We start from the raw sequence: 20,496 nt of genomic DNA on the forward strand, positions 1-20,496 counted from the left end.
GAGTGCGTATGGGTGTGAGCGCTAACACAGCGGGCGGCGCGTCAGGCCGTTGTGGGCAGCCAGACTCGCATCGTCGAGGGCCCACGGTTGGCCCAGGCGTGGTACTCCACCAGCGGCACCTCGTCGAACTGCTCGTCCGCCACCGGAGCGGATCCGTCGGGGTCGGTCCGATATGGCCAGTCAGGCTCGTCCGCGCGCACGCGTTCGCAGCGCACGGTGACCCGACCGTCGACCAGGCGGGGCGCCTGGCTGGTGTCGACGCGGAGCTCGTCGACCGTCTCCACGCCCGGCACGTCCACGGATTCCAGGGCGAACACGAGCGGGCCGCGTTCGACGGCGACGCAGCCGCGGGCCGCGTCGATGCGGGTGTGGGGGTAGGTGAACCGGGGCGCCATCGGCAGGCACAGCACGACCTCGTCACCGCGTCGCCAGGCACGGCGTTCGGTGACGACGCCCGGGCCGACCGGACGGGTCTGCCCCGCTACGGTCAGCGTCGCGCCTTCGGCCGCCCAACCGGGCACCCGCAACGACAGCGACCATGGGTCATCAGCGTCACTGCCTGGTCCATCCGTATCGATACGGACCCGGATCTCACCGTCGTAGGGATAATTGGTCGCGACGCTCACGCCCAGGTCTCGCCCGTCGGCGCGCCGGTGCACGACGGCGCCCGGCATGTACTGGTGCAGTTGCAGGCCCTCGTCGTCGGACGTGGCGACGTATGCCGTCAGGCTGGCGAGGGTGCGGGCGACGTTGGTCGGGCAGCAGGACACCTCGAACCAGGGCGCCCGCAGCGAGGCCGCCGCCCGCAGGCTTGGCCGGTCGGCGTCGGGAAGGGTGCCGAGCTCGCGGCGGTGCAGGGTGTTGGTGTAGAAGAAGCTTCGCCCGTCCGCCGAGGGCGAGGTCGACACGACGTTGAACAGGGTCCGCTCGATGAGGTCGGCGTACCGGGGGTCACCGTCGGCGAGAAGCAGCCGCCACGCCAGCATCACCGAGCCGATACCCGCGCAGGTCTCGGAGTAGGCGCGGTCGGGAGGCAGCACCCAGTCTTCGCCGAACGCCTCGTCCTGGTGCCGGGATCCCTGCCCGCCGGTGACGTACGTACGCCGGGCGACCGCGTTCTGCCACTGGTTGCGGACGGCGTCGAGCAGGCTGGCGTCCTTCAGCTCCACCGCGACGTCGGCGGCGCCGGCGGCAAGGTAGTTCGCCCGCACGGCATGTCCACGAAGGACGGTCGCATGCCGCACCGGGAGCTCGTCCTGGAAGTACTCCCGGCCGAACTCCACGTCGCTGAGCCGGCCGTGGCCCCGCCGGTCGACGAAGAGGGCGGCCTGGGCGAGGTAGCGGTCGTCGTCGGTGACCCGGGCGAACTCCACCAGGGCGGTCTCGATCCCCGCGTGCCCGCAGAGCCCGTCGATGCCGCCGGGCCCGAACGTCTCGCACACGTTGTCGGCGGCCCGGCGCGCGACCTCGACCAGCCCGTCGTCCGCGCCTGGACGGGTGCGGGCACGGGCCACCGCGGCCTGCAGGAGGTGGCCGACGCAGTAGAGCTCGTGGCCCCATTCGAGGTCGGACCAGCGCGGCGCCTGCCCCGGACGCCCGAACTTGGTGTTGAGGTAACCGTCCGGCTCCTGCGCCGCGGCCACCCGTTCCACAATGGAGCGAAACCTCGACTCGAGCCCTTCGTCGCCGGTGCGGCCGATCTCCCACGCCATCGCTTCGAGGAGCTTGTAGACCTCCGAGTCGGAGAACTCGCGCCCGCGGCGCTCGCGGGCGATGTCACCGCTCGCGGCGAGGTCGAAGTTTCGGGTCCAGCCTGCCCGTTCGAGCCAGTACTCGACGTGCGCCAGGGTCGCCTCGGCGTTGACCGACTGCCGCTCTGCCCAGAATCCGCCCGTGATCCGGACGTCGCCCAACCCGAGCGGCCGCAGCCGGCCACGGATCGGCAGGACGGGCGCGGCCGTAGAGGCGGTGCGGCTCATGGTCATCCCTTCAGCGCGCCGGACATGAAGCCGCGCACGTAGTGTCGTTGAAGCAGCAGGAACAGGACGATGCACGGCAGGGCGAGAATGACCACGCCCGCTTCGGTCGCCCCGTAGTCGACGACACCTTGGACCTGGCCGCGCAGGTTCGACACCGCGAGCGGGAGGGTCATGCGCTCGGTGTCGTTGATGAGGATCAGCGGTGCCATGAAGTCGTTCCACGCGGCGAGGAACGAAAACAGCCCGACGGTGATCAGGCCCGGCTTTACCGCGGGCAGCAACACCCGCCACAGCGCGCCGAACGACGAGCATCCGTCGACCGTCGCGGCCTCGTCGAGCTCGCGCGGCACCGCCTCGAAGGAGATACGCATCAGGAAGGTGGAGAACGGCAGCTGGAACATCGTGAGCACGAGAGCCACGCCCACCAGCGAGTTCTGCAGCCCCACCTCGTTGAGCAGCACGTACAGCGGGATGAGCAACGTCGCGTACGGCACCATGAGGATGGCGAGGGTGAGCAGGAACAGCGCGTTCTTGCCGGGGAAGCGGAACCGTGCGAACGCGTAGCCGCCGAAGAACGAGATAGCCAGCGTCAGCGCGACCGTCAGCAGGGAGACGAACGCGGAGTTGAAAAGGTAGCGCCAGATGCCGGCCTGGTAACGGGCGAGCGTCTCGTAGTTGCCCAAACCCCAGCCGTCGACCTGGTTGGTGCCGGCCTGCGGGGAGACTGAGGCGACCGCGGTCCAGACGAGCGGCGCCAGGAAGATCACCGCAAGCGCGCCGGTGAACACCCAGTACGGCGTCCGCAACGCGATGCCGGCAATGGTGACACCACGTGGTTTGGCCCGGCGGACCGGTCCTCCGCCCGGTGTCCGCGCGCCTCCGGCGGCCGTCGAGGTGGTACGGGAAACGACGGTCATCGGGTCAGCTCTCCTCGGACCGGAAGGCGCGCAGTTGCAGCGCGTTGATGACGACCAGCGCGACGAGCACGATGACCGAGATGGCCGCGGCGACACCGAGGTCGTTCTGTCCCTGGAACGCCACGCTGTAGATGAGCTGGACGACGGTGATCGTGCTGTTGTCCGGGCCGCCCTTGGTGAGGATGTAGAACTGCTCGAAGGCGAGCAGGGAGCCGGTCACGCAGAGCACGGTCGTGAGCGCCAGCGTGGGGCGCAGCAACGGCAGCGTGACCCGCCAGAAGGTCTGAGCGCGGGTGGCACCGTCGGAGCGTGCGGCTTCGAACACGTCCGCCGGGATGCCCTGCAAGCCGACCAGCATGAGCACCATGTAGAACCCCGCGTAGCGCCACACGATGAGGAACGTCGTCGAGAACAGCGCCGCGTTCGGTGAGCCGAGGAACGTGAAGCCCCAGCTGTCCATCAGGGGTTTCAGGGGGCTCGCGTACGGCGAGTAGAACACGTAGAACAACAGCGACGCCGAGGCCAACCCGAGCGCGCTGGGGATCAGGAACGACGCCCGGAGCAGGTTGTTCCACCGGCTCGACTCCTGCACCAGTAGGGCCAGACCCAACCCCAGGACCAGCAGCAGTACGGTCGCGAGCACCGTGTACTTGATGGTGAAGACGACGGAATCGGTGAAGAAGCGGTGGTCGACCGCCTTCTCGAAGTTGGCGGGGGCGTTGACGCCCTGGTCGCCGGTGAGCAGCGGCCATCTCGACACCGACATCTTGATCACGAGCAGCAGCGGGATGGCGAACAGCGCCACCACGAAGACCGCCGTCGGTGTCGCGTAGAGCCAACCGAGCAGAGCATGCCGGCCACGGGGACGCGCGCGGCCTCGCATCGCCGCCCGGGGCGGGCGCGACGGCGCGTTGACGCTCATGGGAAGGGACCTTTCATCTCGTGCCGCAGGCGTGTGCCGGCCTCAGGAACCGGATCGGCCGGCACACGCCCGCGACGCACGTCTACTGCTTCAGGACAGCGGTGATCTCTTCGTTGTCCTTCTGCAGGTCGCCGGTCTTGCCTGCCAGCACCTGGTTACGCACGAGGGTCAGCCACGGGCTGTTCGGCGCGTTGAACGCCTGCTGGAAGTTCATCGCTACAGGCGTGTCACCCTTGCCGGCCACCTCGTTGATGGTGACCAGCCGCGGGTCGGCGGTGGCGTACTTGTTGCCTGCGAGGTCGGAACGGGACACCACGTCCTTGTTCTTCGCCAAAACCTCCACCTGGGCATCCTCGGACATCATCCAGCTCAGGAAGTTCCAGGCCTGGGCCGCCTTCTTCGAGTCCTTCGAGACACCGATGCCGTCACCACCGACGAACGTGGAGGCGCCGCCGCTGGGACCGGGGATGCCGGCGACACCGGCGTCGAACGGCGTCGAGGACAGCAGCGTGGCCGGGTAGAGCATCAGACCGACCTTGCCTTCGGTGAACGCGGCGGTCCACGTCGGACCCGTCTCGGCCGACGAGGAAGGCAGCACGGCGCCGGACTTCCACAGGTCCTGCCAGGTGCCGTAGACCTTCTGGGCGGTGTCACTGGCCAGCTCGGACTGCTTGCCGTCGGCGCTCAGCACCTCGCCACCGCTGGCCCAGATGGACGGGAACCAGGTGAAGACCAGGCAGCCGCCGCAGTTGAGGCCGGTCGCCGTGCCGTAGACACCGGGCTTCTTCAGCGCCTGGATCTTCTTGGCCGCGGCGGCGTACTCGTCGAGCGTCGCCGGCGCCTTCTCCGGGTCCAGACCAGCGTCCTTGAACAGCTGCTTGTTCCAGAACAGCATCGACAGGTCAAGCACGAACGGCAGCACGTGTGCCTTGCCGTCCACTGTGCCGGCCGAGAGGTGCCCCTTGTTGATGGTGTCCTTAAAGGAGAGACCGTCGATGTTCTTGCTGATGTCCTGGAACAACCCCTGGTTCACCCAGTTCGGCACGTACACGATGTCGGCGGCGAACAGGTCCGGCAGGCTACCCGAGCCGGCCGCCGCACCCACCTTCGCGACGTAGTCGTCGTTGGGGACCACGGTCAGTTTGACCTGGTTCTTGTGGCTGGCGTTGTAGGCGTCGACCAGGAGCTTGGCCTGTTTCTCAAGTGGTGCGCGGGTCCACAACGTGAGCTCGCTGCCGTCGTCGACGCCGTTGGGTCCGGCCTGCGCCGCGTCCGTGCCGCTCGTGTCGTCGCCGCCACACGCCGCCACGCCGATAGTCAACGTCGCCACGAGGACCCCTGCCAATGAACGCAGGGCGGTGCGCCTGCCCAAGATTGCTCTCATTGATTGTCCTCCCAGGTTTATCGCGTCTTCAGTTCATCCAAACCGGTCCATGCCTTAGGGCACCGAAAGGCGACGGCGGGCACACGACCCGCAGCCTCACCCCGGCACTCCGAAAACCTTTTCGGAATTCTGGCCGCCTGTTACGGTTGTGTCAACAGTTGATTCCAACGCCTGGCTGGGAGCCCATCGAGAGCGGCCGGCGGTGCCCGTACCGCGACGGCGCGCGCCGAAAATGTTTTCGGGATGAACGAATAGTCAGGCGGCTAAAAGCCGCGACCCGCGGCCTCATCTGGTGAGCGCGGGACTCAGCTGACGGGCGCGGTCGAGTCGCGCACCACGAGGCGGCCGGGATACTGGTCCGAGGTGGACCGTTCGCCGCCGTCGATGGCCGCGAAGAGGCGCCGGCCAGCCGCGGCGCCGAGGTGTTCGAGGTTCATGTCGATACTGGTCAGACGCGGCCGGGAGTGCGCGGCGACAGCCTCCCAGTTGTCGAAGCCGGTCACGGATATGCTGCCCGGCACGTCGCGGCCGAGGTCGCGCAGGGTTTCCAGGACGCCCCGGGCGATCTGGTCGCTGCCACAGAAGATCGCGTCGACCTCGGGGTGCGCCTCGACGACGATGTGCGTCGCGGCCCGCCCCCACGTCTCGTCCCAGGACCCGAAGTACGGCTTGCCGCCCAACATGGTCCGGCCCGCGTCGGCGAGCGCGGCCCGGGCACCGTCAGCGCGGTCCCGGGCCGCCTGATAGCCAGCCTCGCCGGTGATGTGCGCGACGTTGCGCCGGCCGCACGCCAGCAGATGCTCGACGGCGAGCCGCCCGCCGCCCACGTTGTCGACCGTGATCGAGATGTCGTCGGGGTTCGCGGAGGGGGCGTAGACGTACACGACCGGCACGGGGATCGGGCCCGCCAGCGGCGGTCGGGGGTCGGTGCGGGAGCCAACGACGATCAAGCCGTCGACGCGCCGGGACAGCAGGGCACGGACGTGGTACCGCTCCCGGATCGAGTCGCCGCGCGCGTCGCACAGGAAGACCGAGACCTGCCCGGCCCCGAAGGCGTCCTCCGCCCCCATGAGAATGGGGATCGAGAAGCGCCCCTCCAGGTCGCTGGTCAGCAGGCCGACGGTGCCGGTCCGCCCGCCGAGCAGCCCACGAGCGAGGGCGTTGGGCGCGAAGGACAGCAGCTCGGCGGCCTCCAGGACCCGTTGCCGCGTGGTCGCCCGGACGTCGTCCCGCCCGTTGATGGCCTTGGACGCGGTCGCCACCGACACCCCGGCGAGCTTCGCGACGTCGGTCAGCGTCGCCGCCCGGTTGAGGGGGATCTCCGGCTCAGTGCTCATGTGACGCTCCCTCGGCTACCGGCATGTGCGGTGCGCTGCGACAAGCCGTGGCCGGAAGCGTCCTGACGTCCACTCCTTACGGCGATGCAAACCTGAAAACCTTTTCGCCAGATTTCAGCATGATGTGCGGCCTTGCTGGAGCGCCCTCCAGTCTCTAGCTTGCAGGGAAGACTACACCGAAGGGCCCTGCCCGCCCTCGGCCACGGACGGGACCTCGACCCACTCCCCGAAACCCGCCTCGAAAGCGCAGGCGGCAGAAGATACTGCGCCGCTGGTGAGGTACGCCGGTAGGACGTCCCGACGATCCAACACACAGATTTCCGTTCGAGTGAACCGTAGTTCGGCAGCCGTCAACTCCGTACCGGACAGGTACGCTGACAATCGTCTAATCGTTGCCGCTCCGGCCCTTGGCGGCGCGTCCGCATGGTCGAGACGCACCGGAGCGAATATGTCGACCCGCTTGATCCCGGCGACGAAACACGCCAGGCACGTCCACAGCGACCGGCTACATGTCCTCGTCACCCGGATCGCGGCCGGCGACTGCGCGGCGTTCCGAACCCTCTACGCCTTCCTGGCCATGCGGGTCTGGCGCGATGCCATCCGGCTGCTTCCACCGGTCGATGCGCGAGCCGTGACGCGGTCGACGTTCGTCGAGGTGTGGCACCTTGCCCGGCACCACCGCGACCACGAAGCGCAGGAGACGTGTGCCTGGATCTTGGGGATCACCGCCCGTCGCACCGACGACCGGATCCGCTCCGCCGCCGCACCGTCCCTCGGCCGTGCCGGCTACGACGACCACACACACCGCGAACTCGCCGCGCTGCTGAGCAGAGTCACGATCGATCTCCACCTTGATCGCTGAGGCATGCGTCCGCCGCGCCCCCCGCGGCGCGGTAAGGTCTAATGCGAACGTCGACCCGCGGCTGCTCTGGCCTCCGGCAGCACCTGACCTGCGGAAGGGTGCAGCCATGATGGATGACCTTGCCGCTCGCACCAAGGCGCTCATCGCGCGGCAGCCGGCAGGCCCCCACGTGGAAACCAGCATCGTGGGTTTCCTGCAACGGCTGTGTGCGGCCGCCACCCGTGCGCTGGCCGTGTCCGGGGCCGGCGTGACCCTGATGGCCGAAGACGGTGTGCGTGGCCTGGTAACCGCCTCTGATCCGGCGACCGAGCGGATCGAGGACGTGCAGTTCGTGTTGGGCGAAGGGCCCTGCATCGACGCTTTCGAAGCCCGCCGCCCCGTTCTGGTGCCCGATCTCGCGGACGGCGCGCTGAGCCGGTGGCCGGTCTATACGCCCACCATCCACGACAGCGGAGTACGTGCGGTGTTCGCGTTCCCGTTGCAGGTCGGCGCGGGCCGCCTCGGTGTACTGGACCTGTTTCGGACCCGGCCGGGGCCGTTGACCGCCGAGGATCTGGCACAGGCGTTGGTTTTCGCCGATGTCGCGGTGGGCACCCTACTGGATGGGCAGGAACGCGCCGGCGCTGGCGCGGCCGCCGACGGGTTGGTCGAGGCGATGGACAGCCGCGCTGAGCTGTTCCAGGCTCAAGGCATGGTCATGGTCCAGCTCGGCGTTCCGCTGATCGCGGCGCTGGCCCGGCTACGGGCCTACGCCTATGCCGAAAACCGCCCGCTGGCCGAGGTGGCCCGCGACGTGGTCGCCCGCCGGCTACGGTTCGACCGGGACCAGCCATGAAGGCACGCACCAACCCACATCTGGAAGGGGCCGTGAGGCAGTCATGACCACCGTTTCCGCTGAACGGCTCGCGCAAGTCTTCGTCGAGGTCGCCGACACCATGATCGACGAGTTCGACCTCATCGACTTCCTGCACATGCTCACCGATCGCACCAGCACCCTTGTCGACGCCGCCGCCGTCGGGTTGCTGCTGGCCGACCAGCGCGGCCAGTTGGAGTTCCTGGCCGCGTCCGACGAAAACACCAAGCTCCTCGAGCTCTTCCAGGTGCAAAACAGTGAAGGCCCGTGCCTGGACGCGTTCCGCACCGGGACGCCCGTGGTCAACGCCGACCTCGCTGAGGCCGCCGGCAGGTGGCCACGGTTCGCGCCCCGCGCCACCGCGGCCGGGTTCCGCTCGGTGCACGCCTTCCCGCTGCGGCTACGCAGCCAGGTGATCGGCGCGCTCAACGTCTTCGGCAGCCAGCCCGGGCCGAGCCTCGACGACGCCGACGTGCCCATCGTGCAGGCGTTGGCGGACATCGCCGCGATCGGCCTGCTCCAGGAGCGCGCCATCCGCCGCGGCGAACTGCTCACCGAGCAACTGCAGGGAGCGCTCAACAGCCGGATCGTCATCGAACAGGCCAAAGGCGTGATCGCCCAGGCCCGAGGAGTGAGCGTCGACGAGGCGTTCACCCTCATCCGCGACTACTCCCGGGCCGGAAACCACCGCATCAGCAACGTCGCCCGCGCGATCCTCACCGACCCGGCCCAGTTATCCGAGCTGGTCAACCCCTAAGCCCGCTGTGCTGCCCATCGAGAAGGTTCTGCCCGCGATCGGCGATGCCCTGCGGAACGCGGGGGCCGCCGTTCTGGTGGCGCCGCCGGGTACCGGAAAGACGACGATCGTGCCGCTCGCCCTCATGGAACGCATACCTGGCCGCATCGTGGTCGCCGAGCCGCGCCGGGTCGCCGCCCGTGCCGCGGCGCGCCGGATGGCGGCCCTGCTCGGCGAGCGGGTCGGCGACCGCGTCGGATACGCCGTAAGGGGCGATCGCCGGGTCAGCGCGTCCACCCGGGTAGAGGTCGTCACGACCGGCGTGCTGGTGCGGCGGCTGCAACGCGACCCGGAGTTGCCCGGCACCGGCGCCGTGATCCTGGACGAGTGCCACGAGCGGCACCTGGACTCGGACCTCGCGCTCGCGTTCTGTGTCGACGTACGCGCCACCCTCCGGCCCGACCTGCGGCTGCTCGCCACCTCGGCGACCGCCGACACCTCCGTGCTGGCGCGAGCGCTCGCGACCAAGGAGATCGTCACCGCCGACGAGGCGCTGCATCCGGTCGAGGTGGTGTGGGCACCGCCGCCCCGGCCGGTAAACGCGGCACACGGCCTGCGAGTCGACCCGCGCCTTCTCGACCACGTTGCCGCCACCGTGCGGCGGGCGCTGGCCGAACACGACGGCGACGTACTGGTCTTCCTGCCCGGAGCCGGCGAGATCACCGCGGTCGCGTCCAGGCTGGGCGAGGCCACCGTACTGACCCTGCACGGTCGCCAGGACGCCGCCTCCCAGGACGCCGTCCTTCGCCCCGGCACCGGCCGGCGGGTCGTGCTGGCCAGTGCGGTCGCGGAAAGCAGCTTGACCGTGCCCGGCGTCCGGGTCGTCGTCGACGCCGGCCTCAGCCGGGTGCCGCGCACCGACCACGCCCGCGGGTTGGGCACGCTGGTCACCGTGCCGGTGTCGCGGTCGACCGCGGACCAGCGTGCTGGCCGGGCCGGGCGGGAGGCGCCGGGCGTGGTCTACCGCTGCTGGTCGGCGGCTGCGCACGACCGGCTGCCGGCCCAGCCCGAGCCTGAGATCGCGGTGGCCGACCTGACCGGCTTCACGCTCGACCTCGCCTGCTGGGGTTACCCGGACGGCGCCGGGCTGGCGCTACCGGACCCGCCCCCAGCCGGCGCGCTGCAGGTCGCGACCCAGGTGCTGCGCGCGCTCGGCGCCGTCGACGCCGGCGGGCGGGTAACCGCGCGCGGACGCGCCATCGCCGCCGTCGGCGCACACCCGCGGCTGGCCCGGGCACTGCTTGACGGCGCACCCGCCGTCGGCACGGACCGCGCCGCGCAGGTCATCGCGTTGCTCACCGAGCAGACGCCCGGTGAGGACCTGGTCGCGGCGTGGCGCCGGCAGCGCTCCAGCACCGACCGCCACTGGACGACGGAGGTACGCCGGCTGCGTGCCGAGGCCGGCGACGTGGCGAAGACCGACCTGCCCGACGATCTGGCCGCCGGGCTGGTGGTCGGTCTGGCGTACCCGGAGAGGCTGGCCCGGGCCCGGCAACCGGGCGGCACGGCGTACCTGATGGTCAACGGGACCGCGGCGGACCTGCCGCCAGGGTCCGTGCTGGCGGGCGCGGCGTGGCTGGCGATCGCCGCCGCGGACCGCGACCCGAGCCGGCCCGCGGCCCGAATCCGGGTGGCCGCCGCGATCGACGAGGCGACGGCCCGGGCGGCGGGCGCCGACCACCTGACGCGTGGTCAGGAGGTGGCCTGGTCCGGCGGCGATGTGGTGGCCCGCGCGTTCGAGCGGCTCGGCGCGGTGACGCTGGTCGAACGACCGCTGCGCGAGCCGGACCGCGACGCGCTCGAGCGTGCCCTGCTGGAGGGCCTACGCCGCGAGGGTCTGGCGCTGCTGCGGTGGGACCGCGACGCGCGTTCGCTGCGCGAGCGGCTGGCGTTCTGCCGGCACGCGCTGGGTGCGCCGTGGCCGGACGTGTCCGACGACGCCCTGCTCGACACGGCTGAGCAGTGGCTCGGTCCGGAGCTTCACGCGGCGCGGCGCCGGGCCGACCTGGAACGCGCCGACGTCGCCACCGCGCTGCGCCGGCTGCTGCCCTGGCCGCAGGCCGCGGCGCTGGACCGTGTGGCGCCGGAGCGCCTGCCGGTGCCGGGCGGGTCGCGGCTGCGGGTGGACTACGCCGATCCGCAGGCGCCCGTGCTGGCGCTGCGGGTGCAGGAGGCGTTCGGCTTGCGGGAGGCGCCGGTGGTGGCGGACGGACGGGTGCCTGTCCTGCTGCACCTCCTGTCCCCCGCACGCCGCCCGGTCGCGGTCACCAACGACCTGCCGTCCTTCTGGCGTACGGGATATCAGCGGGTACGCGCCGAGCTGCGCGGCCGATACCCACGTCACCCGTGGCCCGAGGACCCGAACACGCCCTGAGGTTGTTGCCGTTTGCCGGCACTTGGCCGCCCGCACGGTAGGTGGCCTCCGCGCTGGGCGCACCAACCCTGGCCAGGGCGAAGGCCGCGATCGGACTCATACCCGGCCGGTTGCCTAACCTGGTGGGGTGAGCGTTGATCTGGTCCTCCTCGACGGGGTGTCCTATCGGGGGCAGGAGGTCACCGGGCAGCGCATGCGGGGCCTGCTCGCGCTGCTGGCCGGCGATTTGCGGACCGGCTGCAGCATCGCCCGGCTCGTGGACGGACTGTGGCCGGACGAGCAGCCGGGAAACCCGGTCAAGGCGCTTCAGGTGCTCGTGTCGCGGGCCCGGGCGCAGCTGGGCTCGGGCGTGATCGCCAGTACGGCCACGGGGTACCGGCTGGCTCTGGACGAGGACCAGATCGACAGCAGCGCCGTGCTGCTGCGCGCGGCGGCGAGTACCCGGCAGTTGCGCGCCGGGGACCACGAGGCGGCGCTGGCGCACGGGGAGGCGGGCCTGGCGTTGTGGGACGGCACACCGCCCGGTGGTGTCGGGTCGGCTGACCCGGTGGAGGCGCTGCGAGCCGAGCGGGTGGCGGCGCACCGGTCGCTGCTGCGCACCCGGGCATTGGCCCTTGCCCGGCTGGGGCGGCAGGGCGAGGCGGTCGAGCCGCTCACAGCGCTCGCCGGCGAGCTGCCGCGGGACGAGGAGGTGCTGCTGGAGCTGCTGCGCTGCGAGGCGGCCACCGTCGGGCCCGCGGCGGCGCTGGCCCGCTACGAGGCGTACCGGCGGTCGCTGCGCGACGAGCTGGGCACCGATCCCGGCGCGGAGTTGCGGGCCGTGCACCAGCGGCTGTTGCAGGGCGACACGCCGACGGTCCGGCACGGTGTCGCGTCCGAGCCGAATCCGCTGCTGGGCCGCGCCGAGGACGTGACCGCGGTGGCCGCGATGGTGCGCCGGTCCCGGGTCACGTCGATCGTCGGGCCGGGCGGTCTGGGCAAGACCCGGCTGGCGAACGTCGTCAGCCGGGACGCCGAGCAGCGGGTGGTCCATGTCGTCGCGCTGGCCGGCGTCACCGCCGACGACGATGTCGTCCGGCAGGTGGCGACCGTCGTCGGCACCGGCGAGCCACGGCTGTCGCCGCCGGCCGTCCCGCCGGACGCGCTTGCCGGTATCGCCGCCGCGATGGGCTCGGGTCCGGCCCTGCTGGTCCTGGACAACTGCGAGCATGTGATCGGCGGCGCCGCGCAGCTGACACAGGCGCTGGTGTCGGTGCTGCCGCAGCTGCGCGTGCTGACCACCAGCCGCACGCCGCTGGGTCTGTCGTCAGAGTCGGTGTACGCGTTGCCGGAGCTGAGCCTGCCGACCATGGTGGAGCTGTTCACCGAGCGGGCCAGAGCCGCCCGCCCGGGCGTCGAGCTGCCCGCCGACACGGTCGCCGAGCTGTGCGGCCACCTGGATGGGCTGCCGCTGGCGGCGGAGCTGGCGGCGGCGCGGGTGCGGGTGATGACGGTGGCCGAGATCGCCGGCCACCTGACCGACCGGTTCGGACTGCTGCGGGGCGGTCCGCGCGACGCGCCCGCGCGGCACCAGACCCTGGACGCCGTCGTCGGCTGGAGCTGGAACCTGCTCGATCCGGCCGGCCAGACGGCGATGCGGGCGCTGTCGGTCTTTCCCGGCGGGTTCGCCGCCGACGCCGCCCGGCGCCTGCTGGACGGGGACGTCCTGCGGACCCTGGAGGACCTGGTCGACCAGTCGCTGCTGAAGGTGGTCGACACCGCTTTCGGCGCGCGGTTCTCGATGCTGGAGACGGTACGCGAGTTCAGCGCGGCGCAGCTGGCGAAGGCCGGCGAGGAGCATCGGGTCGCCGACGGGTTCCTGGCCTGGGCGCGGGACTTCGGGCTGGCGTACCACGAGGCGACGTTCGGGCCCGACCCCGTCCCCGCTTTGGAGCGGATCAGGGCCGAGCAGGACAACCTCGTACAGGCGCTGCACCAGGCAGTTGCCCGCGCGGACGGCGCCACGGTCGCGGCGACGACCGCGGTCGTGGCGGGCCTGTGGATGACCGAATCGGACTACGCCCGGATGGTGGCGTTGGTCGGCGAGTGCGGCTGGGTCCTGTCGCACTACCGGCCCGAGCCGGACTTCGTGGAGGTGACGCGGACCGCGGCCGCGCTGTGCACCGGGTTCCTGTTCACGACCGAGAAGCCGCGGGCCGTACGTTCGCTGGTCACGCTGCGCCGGCTCCCGCCCGCGCCACCGGACACCCTGATCCGTGCCACGGCGGCCGTGCTGGGGGCGGTGCCGGAGCTGCTGGCGGCGGACGGCGCGGGGCTGCTCCAGCTGTGCGATAGCGACGAGCCCTTGCTGGCAGGAGTCGCCAACGCTGTCGCCACCTACTTCTGGGAGTACCAGGGCCAGCCTGACCGTGCCCTCGCCACCGCCGGACGCATGCTCGCGACGGTCCGGGACCAGCCGGTGCCGTGGGCGCGGCTGCTCTCCCATGCCCGGATCGCCGACCTGCACCTGCAGGCCGGGCGCGGCGCGGCGGCTCTGCCCCACCTCGAGGCCGCGATGCGGGTCCTTACCGAGGCCGGTGTCCGGGACGAGACGCTGGGCGTCCGGCTCGGCATGGTGCTGGCGAACCTGCAGGTCGGCGACGTCGACGTGGCCGAGCGGCAGCTGGGCCTGCTGGAGCCGGATCAGCCCGAGGACGCGGTGGAGCTGCGCTCCTTCACCGCCGCCGTACGCGCGGAGATCCTGCTCGCCCGCGGCCAGGTCGAGGCCGGCCTGCGGACGTGGCGGCGGGTGGCCGGGCTGATGCGCGAGGCGGTGGACCGCGGCGACACGCCCGGCCTCGATGGGTGGGCCCTGGAGGTCGAGGCGGCGACCGTGATCGCCCACGTCCACCACGACCGGCTCGACCTCGTCGCCCCGCTCGCCGCCGCGCTGCCCGAGCGGCTGTCGGCGCTGCTGACCACGCTCACCGCGAACCGCACGTACCTGATGGGGTTTCCGGTCGGCGGCGCGCTGCTGCTGGCACTGGCCACAGTGGACCTGGCGCGGGGCGCGGCAACCTCCGGTACGCGGTTGACCGCACTGGCCGAGCGGTTCTACTTCATCCGCAACTACCGGCCCACCATGTCACCCGACGACGCCCGGCGGGCCGCGGAGGAGGCCGACAAGGCGGCGTACCTGGCAGCCGTGTCCAGGTACGCCGCCCTCAGCAGTGACGAGCTGCCCGAAGCCGCGCTGGCGGCACTGCGCGAACGGGCTCAGTTCTGACGGTTGTACAGCTTCCTCGCCCACAGGTAGCCGATCAGCGCGATACCGGCCGACCAGGCGACGGCGGCGATCCCGCTGGCGCCGATCCCGGTGCCCAGAAGCAGCCCGCGGAGCGTCTCGATGACCGGTGTGAACGGCTGGTACTCGGCGAACCAGCGCAGGCCGACCGGCATCGAGTCGGTGGGTACGAACCCGCTGCCCAGGAACGGCAGGAACATCAGCGGCTGCGGCGTATTACTGGCGCTCTCGACGGTCTTGGCCGCCAGGCCCAGCGCCACGGTCAGCCAGGTGAGGGCGAAGGCGAGCAGCCCCAGGACGCCGGCCGCGGCGATCCACTCCACCACGCTCGCGTCGGGCCGGAACCCGATGGCCAGCGCGACCGCGACGACCACCGCCACCGCTAGGAAGGTCTGCGCCATCGCACCGACGACGTGGCCGGTCAGCACCGATACCCGAGCGATGGCCATGGTCCGGAACCGGGCCACGATGCCCTCCGTCATGTCCATCGCGACCGATATCGCGGTCCCCATCGCCACGGCGGCCACCGCCATCAGCATGATGCCCGGCGTCACGTAGTCGACGTACTCGCCGCGACCGCCCGAGCCGGAGCCCAGCCCGTCGCCCAGCGTGGCGCCGAAGACGTAGACGAACAGCAGCAGGAACACCACCGGCGTGCCCAGCAGTTGCAGGGTCAGCGACGGGTATCGCCGCATGTGCTTGATCTGGCGGCGCACCATGGTGGTCGAGTCCCGCAGCGCGAGTGGCATGGTGCTCATCGCACGGCCTCCAGCTTGTTCTCGTCGGTCAGGGCGCTCTCGTCGGTCAGGGCGCTCTTGTCGGTCAGGGCGAGGAACACGTCGTCCAGGTCCGGTGTGTGCACGGTCAGCTCCTCGACCTCGATCGAGGCGTCGTCCAGCCGGGCGAGCAGCCCGCGCAGCGAGTGGACCCCGCCGTCGTGCGGCACCTGCAGCACGAGCGCCTCGTCGTCGCGGCCCGTGCCACCGAACGCCCGGGCGGCCAGGTCGAGCTCGGCCGGGTCGGTGAACCGCAGGTTGACGTGCCCGCCCGGGATGCGGCGCTTGAGCTCCGCCGGCGTGCCCTCGGCCACCAGCCGGCCCTGGTCCAGCAGCGCGATCCGGTCGGCGAGCTGGTCCGCCTCCTCCAGGTACTGGGTGGTCAGGAAGATCGTCACTCCGCCGGCCACGAGCTCGCGGATGATCTGCCACATGCCGCGGCGGCTGCGTGGGTCCAGGCCCGTGGTCGGTTCATCCAGGAAGATCACCTGCGGGGCGCCGACCAGCGTCATCGCCAGGTCCAGCCGGCGCTGCATGCCACCGGAGTAGGTAGCGGCCATCGTGCCGCCCGCCTCCACCAGGTCGAACCGCTCCAGCAGCTCCGCGGCCCGCCGGCGACCGTCCCGCCGGTCCAGGCGATGCAGGTCCGCCATCAGCAGCAGGTTCTCCTCACCGGTCAGCAGCTTGTCCACCGCCGAGAACTGCCCGGTCACGCCGATGGCGGCGCGTACCGCGTCCGGCTCCCGGACCGGATCGTGCCCGGCCACCTGTATTTCCCCGCCGTCGGCGCGGATCAGGGTGGACAGGATCTTCACCATCGTGGTCTTGCCGGCACCGTTCGGGCCCAGCAGCGAGAAGATCGTCCCCTTCGCGACGGACAGGTCGATGCCGTCGAGCACGACCTTCTCGCCGTACGACCTACGCAGCCCACGCACCGCGATCGCCGGCTGGTTGATGTTTGCTGTCATGCCCCGGACCATCCCCGGAGCCGGTTTCACCGCGGCAACCTGACGGCTACACCGGCTGCCGGTCCGGCGTTACCTGGGCGCCGCGGGACTGCTCGTCGGTGTGGATGATGTGGGTCAGTTGCCGCCAGAGCATGACGACGAAGATGGCAGAGCCGGCGAACGCGAACCAGAACGGTGCCGTGACTCCGTAGTGGGTGGCCAGGCTGCCGCCGGCAGCCGAACCGATCACCAGACCGCCGTACACGCAGATGGTGTTGACACTGGTGACGCGGCCTTGCAGGTGCGTCGGGACCGCGCGCTGCCGGACGGTGATCGAGGTCGTGTGCCAGACGAACGCGTGGGCGCCGAAGACGAAGAAGATCAGCATGGCGACCCACGCCGAGGTGGTCACGGCGAGGGCGCCGTGGGTGAGGGTTTCGATGATGAGTCCCGCACGCATCACGTTGCCCAGGCTCACCCGGCGGGTGAGCCAGCCGTAGATACCGGTCCCGAGCAGGCCGCCGACCGCCGAGACCGTGGTGAGCAGGCCGAACCCGATGGCGCCGAGGCTGAGCCGCTGCGTGGCATAGAGCACCAGGACGGACCAGGCCGCCCCGAACGTGAGATTGAAGATCAGGATGGTCAGCACCAGCGTACGGACCGCCGGGTTGTGCACCACCCACCGGAAACCCTCGGCGATGTCTCGGCGTACCCCGTTCCGCACCTTCGACCTGTCGCGGCCATGTGCGGGTAGCGCGACTCTCGATACCAGGATCACGCCAGCGGTGACCAGGACGAGCTCGGTCGCGAACGGCCACACGACGCCGGCGGCGAACAGGACGGCTCCGATGGACGGGCCGAGCAGTTGGTTGAGGGTTATGAACCCGGTCTGTAGGCGGGAGTTGGCGGTCGCGAGGTCGTCGCGGTGGACGAGCATCGGCGTAAGAGTCGTGACCGTGTTGTCGGCGAACACCTCGGCGGTGGCGAGCAACCCCAACGCCACCAGCGCGCCGGTCACCGAGACGGTGCCGGTGACCAACGCGATGGTCAGCCCGCTAAGCACCACGGCACGGACGAGATTCGCGGCGATCACGACCCGACGGCGGTCGCGTCGGTCGGCCAACACTCCGGCGTAGAGGCCGAACGCCAATGGCGGCGCCCATCGCATCATGGCGGCCAACGAGATCAGGAACGGGTCGTGGGTCAGCGACGCGACCAGCAGCGGGCCGGCCGCGGCCGCGACACCATCGCCGAGATTCGTCGACCATGACGACGCCAGCAGCCACCGGAAGCCTGTCCCGAGACGGGCCGGCACCAGGATCTCGGCCGCTCTGCTCACAAGCAGAGGACCCTACTTTCGCGGGCCGTCGAGCCGCACCCCGTTTAAGCCCTGTCCTGTCGATCATGTCGAGCCGCATGGCTGGAACGCCGCGAGCCGCTGCCGGGTAGGTCCACACCTGGCGGCAGCCGATCGACCAGGCGCACGCGCCCGCTCAGGTTGCACGCGATTCGGCGTCGGTGCACTACCATGCCCGTCAAATGGTGATCTGTGTTTACGGTGCCGGGAGCATCGGCTGCTACGTCGGCGGCCGGCTCGCCGCGACCGGCAGCGAGGTGGTCTTCGTCGGCCGGGAGCGGCTGGCGCGGCAGATCGCTGGGCACGGGCTCACCCTCACCGACTGGCGCGGCGCCGCACTGCGTGTGCCTGCGCCGCGATACGAAACCGTTTCGGACCCGGTCGCGGACGCGAACCTGGTGCTCGTCACCGTGAAGTCCGCGGCCACCGCGGAGGCGGGCGCCGAGCTGGCGGGGCGCCTGAAGCCGGGCGCGGTCGTCATCAGCTTCCAGAACGGGTTGCACAACGCCGACCTGCTGCGCGAACGGCTACCCAGCGTAACCGTCCTGCCGGGAATGGTCGCCTTCAACGTGGTCAACCAAGGTGACGGTAGACTCCATGGTGCCACCGAGGGCGGGCTCGAAGTGCAACGGCACGCCGCTCTGGCCGGATACACCGCGGCGTTCCAACGGGCTGGCCTGCCACTATTGCAGCACGACGACATGACGGGGGTGCAGGCGGCGAAGCTGCTGCTCAACCTCAACAACGCGGTCAACGCCCTGTCTGGCCTGCCGCTGAAGGCGCAGCTGTCGCGGCGACCGTACCGGCGGTGTCTGGCGATGGCACAGCGGGAGGCGCTGGCGGCGTACGCCGCAGCCGGTCTCAGCCCGGCGAAGCTGACGCCGTTGCCGCCGAGCTGGATACCGTCGCTGCTCACCATGCCCGACGCGGTGTTCACCCGGGTGGCCGGCCGGATGCTCGCCGTCGACCCGCTGGCACGCTCCTCGATGTGGGAGGACCTGGAGGCGGGGCGCACCACAGAGGTGGACTACCTCAACGGTGAGATCGTGGCGCTGGCCCGCGGCCACGGCACCCTGGCACCGGTCAACGAACGGCTGGTCTCCCTGGTCCGTGACGCCGAGGGCGGCGGGCGGCGAAACTGGACGGGTGAGGAACTGCTCACCGAGCTCAACGACGCTGCTCGACAGTGGCCCGGGTGACAAAAAACCGACCATCCGTAGGCGAGCGGAATAAGCCCGGTAGGGCGGTTGTTCCCCTACCGCCCAGAGGAGATGAGTAAATGGCAACGACAGATTACGACGCGCCGCGAACCGCCGCCGTCGAGGAAGACAGCCTGGAGGAGCTTCAGGCCCGGCGTGCCGCTCCGCGTTCCGGCGCGGTGGACGTGGACGAGGCCGAGTTGGCGGAGGCCTTCGAGCTACCCGGCGCCGAGCAGCTCGACGACGAGCTGTCCGTCACGGTGATCCCGATGCAGGTCGACGAGTTCCGCTGCTCGCGCTGCTATCTGGTACGCCACCGCAACCAGCGGGCGGCAGCCGGGATCGACGTGTGCCACGACTGCGCCTGATCGCGGCACTCTAGGTCGACAAGACGATGCTCGGTGGCGGCGCTCGAAGGTCAACGACCGGCGAACCGGTAGGCCAGGCGGGCGTGTAGCAGCCGCGTCACCGGCGCGGCCGACTCGTGCCCGCCGCGGGAAAGCGCCTGCTCGACCCGTGACAGGTCGGCGGCGCGCAGCTGGTGTGGTGGTCGTTCGACGAGGGCGCGTAACCGCGCCGGGACGGCCAGCCGCCGCATCCCGTGCGGGCTCAGGTCAGCCGGGCGCACGGCGGCGAGGCCCTCGAAGAGGGCACGGTCGCGCTAGCTGGCACAGTTCGTCCAGACTCAGGCGCGCTTGCCGCAACGCAACGCAACCAGCTCGGCGAGGCGCGAAGCCAGTCAGCCAGCAGGAGGCCGGCTCCCGAGAAGACCCAGATGGCCACCCGTTCGGAATCCACGCGCGGGTCCGCTCGCACGATCTGGACCGCCGCGGTCAGGTCGTCGGCGGCCTGCGGGTAGCCGGCCAGGGCGTGTAGCCGGTGGTCGACGACGACGCCGACGACGCCGCGGGCCGCGGCGATCGACCCATATCCGCGATAGACGGGCCAGTCGCGAGGTGTCGGACGTGCGTCCGGCGGGACGAGGCCGTGGGCGAACACGAGCGCCGGGCGAGGCTGCGACGCCTCCGGCAAATACAGGTCTACGGCGCCGCGGCGTTCAGCGGCTCGAACGTCGACTGGCAGAACGAACGGCCTCAGATGCGCGGCATCAGCCATTCCGGAAGCATACCGATCGATGCCGCAGAGCCTTCCTGGATCTGGCGCGGGTGCAACCCTGGGCGGCTGTGGGTCACCGCTCGCGGCTGGCGGGACATCATGTCCGCCGGCTCCCCGGTGTACGCGTGATCGTCCGGCCTGAGGCGGAATGCGCAGCCCCGTCCACTTGTTGTATGAAGTGGTGGAGCGTATCCGCGTACGCGGTTTTCGGGCTTCACGATCGTCAATCGCGCTGGGGTGCCAGCGTTCCTCGCATGGAGATGGCGCGGTGCCACCGCTGCCACAACTGGCCGGCGGACCGCGATGCGGTTCACGTCCATCTCGACACGGAGACCCGGGTACGATCCCCCAACGGCGCGGGGTCGTACCCGCCCCAGCCTGCAGCCCCTCATAC

17 protein-coding genes are annotated in these 20,496 nt (G+C 70.8%); 8 read left to right on the forward strand and 9 right to left on the reverse strand.

Going from position 1 to position 20,496, the window contains the following annotated elements; translation table 11 throughout:
* Positions 1-41: 41 nt before the first annotated feature.
* The 5 genes from V6V89_RS01535 to V6V89_RS01555 all read right to left on the reverse strand — a co-directional run bounded on the left by V6V89_RS01535 (position 42) and on the right by V6V89_RS01555 (position 6,539).
* Positions 42-1,979 (reverse strand): glycoside hydrolase family 127 protein, encoded by a 1,938-nt coding sequence (locus V6V89_RS01535; protein WP_334617051.1) that lies wholly within the window; start codon positions 1,977-1,979, stop codon positions 42-44.
* A 2-nt stretch (positions 1,980-1,981) separates the two neighbouring features.
* On the reverse strand, positions 1,982-2,896 hold the full coding sequence (locus V6V89_RS01540) for a carbohydrate ABC transporter permease (protein WP_334617052.1): 915 nt from the start codon (positions 2,894-2,896) through the stop codon (positions 1,982-1,984).
* 4 nt (positions 2,897-2,900) lie between these two features.
* Complete coding sequence (locus V6V89_RS01545) at positions 2,901-3,818, reverse strand: carbohydrate ABC transporter permease (RefSeq protein ID WP_334617053.1); 918 nt, start codon at positions 3,816-3,818, stop codon at positions 2,901-2,903.
* A gap of 82 nt (positions 3,819-3,900) precedes the next feature.
* Positions 3,901-5,148 (reverse strand): ABC transporter substrate-binding protein, encoded by a 1,248-nt coding sequence (locus tag V6V89_RS01550; RefSeq protein ID WP_334617055.1) that lies wholly within the window; start codon positions 5,146-5,148, stop codon positions 3,901-3,903.
* Between the two features lie 359 nt (positions 5,149-5,507).
* Positions 5,508-6,539: a LacI family DNA-binding transcriptional regulator gene (locus tag V6V89_RS01555; RefSeq protein ID WP_334617056.1), complete on the reverse strand. Its 1,032-nt coding sequence runs from the start codon at positions 6,537-6,539 to the stop codon at positions 5,508-5,510.
* A gap of 448 nt (positions 6,540-6,987) precedes the next feature.
* On the opposite strand from V6V89_RS01555, the gene V6V89_RS01560 reads away from it, so the two are divergent.
* From V6V89_RS01560 to V6V89_RS01580, 5 genes are all read left to right on the forward strand, one after another.
* Positions 6,988-7,401 (forward strand): hypothetical protein, encoded by a 414-nt coding sequence (locus V6V89_RS01560; protein WP_334617057.1) that lies wholly within the window; start codon positions 6,988-6,990, stop codon positions 7,399-7,401.
* Positions 7,402-7,507: 106 nt separating this feature from the next.
* The gene (locus V6V89_RS01565; RefSeq protein ID WP_334617058.1) at positions 7,508-8,236 is read left to right on the forward strand and encodes a GAF domain-containing protein; all 729 of its coding nucleotides are present in this window, start codon (positions 7,508-7,510) and stop codon (positions 8,234-8,236) included.
* Between the two features lie 43 nt (positions 8,237-8,279).
* Positions 8,280-9,011 carry a GAF and ANTAR domain-containing protein gene (locus V6V89_RS01570; RefSeq protein WP_334617059.1) on the forward strand — a complete coding sequence of 244 codons (732 nt, stop codon included), beginning with the start codon at positions 8,280-8,282 and terminating at the stop codon, positions 9,009-9,011.
* A 7-nt stretch (positions 9,012-9,018) separates the two neighbouring features.
* Positions 9,019-11,424 carry an ATP-dependent helicase HrpB gene (hrpB, locus tag V6V89_RS01575; RefSeq protein ID WP_334617060.1) on the forward strand — a complete coding sequence of 802 codons (2,406 nt, stop codon included), beginning with the start codon at positions 9,019-9,021 and terminating at the stop codon, positions 11,422-11,424.
* A gap of 127 nt (positions 11,425-11,551) precedes the next feature.
* Positions 11,552-14,689 carry an ATP-binding protein gene (locus V6V89_RS01580; protein WP_334617061.1) on the forward strand — a complete coding sequence of 1,046 codons (3,138 nt, stop codon included), beginning with the start codon at positions 11,552-11,554 and terminating at the stop codon, positions 14,687-14,689.
* Here the strand turns inward: V6V89_RS01580 and V6V89_RS01585 are convergent.
* From V6V89_RS01585 to V6V89_RS01595, 3 genes are read right to left on the reverse strand one after another with little or no spacing between them, the layout of a single operon-like run.
* Entirely contained in the window at positions 14,680-15,465 is a 786-nt protein-coding gene (locus V6V89_RS01585) for an ABC transporter permease (RefSeq protein ID WP_334617062.1), read from the reverse strand. The two genes, V6V89_RS01580 and V6V89_RS01585, sit on opposite strands and share 10 nt — an antisense overlap.
* Complete coding sequence (locus V6V89_RS01590) at positions 15,462-16,451, reverse strand: ATP-binding cassette domain-containing protein (RefSeq protein WP_334617063.1); 990 nt, start codon at positions 16,449-16,451, stop codon at positions 15,462-15,464. Before V6V89_RS01590 ends, V6V89_RS01585 begins: the two co-directional genes overlap by 4 nt.
* 46 nt (positions 16,452-16,497) lie before the next feature.
* Positions 16,498-17,769, reverse strand: a complete 1,272-nt coding sequence (locus tag V6V89_RS01595) for an MFS transporter (RefSeq protein ID WP_334617064.1) — start codon at positions 17,767-17,769, stop codon at positions 16,498-16,500.
* A 200-nt stretch (positions 17,770-17,969) separates the two neighbouring features.
* Here V6V89_RS01595 and V6V89_RS01600 point away from each other — a divergent pair, with 200 nt between their 5' ends.
* Both V6V89_RS01600 and V6V89_RS01605 read left to right on the forward strand, forming a co-directional pair.
* Positions 17,970-18,986, forward strand: coding sequence for a 2-dehydropantoate 2-reductase (locus V6V89_RS01600; protein ID WP_334617065.1), 1,017 nt, complete (start codon positions 17,970-17,972; stop codon positions 18,984-18,986).
* 80 nt (positions 18,987-19,066) lie between these two features.
* Positions 19,067-19,354 carry a DUF4193 domain-containing protein gene (locus V6V89_RS01605; protein WP_334617066.1) on the forward strand — a complete coding sequence of 96 codons (288 nt, stop codon included), beginning with the start codon at positions 19,067-19,069 and terminating at the stop codon, positions 19,352-19,354.
* A gap of 50 nt (positions 19,355-19,404) precedes the next feature.
* Here the strand turns inward: V6V89_RS01605 and V6V89_RS01610 are convergent, their stop codons facing one another.
* Positions 19,405-19,614, reverse strand: a complete 210-nt coding sequence (locus tag V6V89_RS01610; RefSeq protein WP_334617067.1) for a hypothetical protein — start codon at positions 19,612-19,614, stop codon at positions 19,405-19,407.
* Between the two features lie 251 nt (positions 19,615-19,865).
* Here V6V89_RS01610 and V6V89_RS01615 point away from each other — a divergent pair, with 251 nt between their 5' ends.
* A complete protein-coding gene (locus V6V89_RS01615; RefSeq protein WP_334617068.1) occupies positions 19,866-20,231 on the forward strand; it encodes a hypothetical protein in 366 nt (121 codons plus the stop codon).
* The last annotated feature ends 265 nt before the right edge of the window (positions 20,232-20,496 follow it).

It is taken from the genome of Micromonospora sp. CPCC 206061 (genome assembly GCF_036906915.1).
Classification (GTDB): domain Bacteria; phylum Actinomycetota; class Actinomycetes; order Mycobacteriales; family Micromonosporaceae; genus Phytohabitans.

Excerpts from the sequence above, each read along its gene's own strand:
- V6V89_RS01560 (WP_334617057.1), top strand. The coding sequence starts at position 6,988 with ATGTCGACCCGCTTGATCCCGGCGACGAAACACGCCAGGCACGTCCAC.
- V6V89_RS01605 (WP_334617066.1), top strand. The coding sequence starts at position 19,067 with ATGGCAACGACAGATTACGACGCGCCGCGAACCGCCGCCGTCGAGGAA.
- V6V89_RS01600 (WP_334617065.1), top strand. The coding sequence starts at position 17,970 with ATGGTGATCTGTGTTTACGGTGCCGGGAGCATCGGCTGCTACGTCGGC.
- V6V89_RS01585 (WP_334617062.1), bottom strand. The coding sequence starts at position 15,465 with ATGAGCACCATGCCACTCGCGCTGCGGGACTCGACCACCATGGTGCGC.
- V6V89_RS01535 (WP_334617051.1), bottom strand. The coding sequence starts at position 1,979 with ATGAGCCGCACCGCCTCTACGGCCGCGCCCGTCCTGCCGATCCGTGGC.
- V6V89_RS01590 (WP_334617063.1), bottom strand. The coding sequence starts at position 16,451 with ATGACAGCAAACATCAACCAGCCGGCGATCGCGGTGCGTGGGCTGCGT.
- V6V89_RS01540 (WP_334617052.1), bottom strand. The coding sequence starts at position 2,896 with ATGACCGTCGTTTCCCGTACCACCTCGACGGCCGCCGGAGGCGCGCGG.
- V6V89_RS01555 (WP_334617056.1), bottom strand. The coding sequence starts at position 6,539 with ATGAGCACTGAGCCGGAGATCCCCCTCAACCGGGCGGCGACGCTGACC.
- V6V89_RS01570 (WP_334617059.1), top strand. The coding sequence starts at position 8,280 with ATGACCACCGTTTCCGCTGAACGGCTCGCGCAAGTCTTCGTCGAGGTC.
- V6V89_RS01545 (WP_334617053.1), bottom strand. The coding sequence starts at position 3,818 with ATGAGCGTCAACGCGCCGTCGCGCCCGCCCCGGGCGGCGATGCGAGGC.
- V6V89_RS01565 (WP_334617058.1), top strand. The coding sequence starts at position 7,508 with ATGATGGATGACCTTGCCGCTCGCACCAAGGCGCTCATCGCGCGGCAG.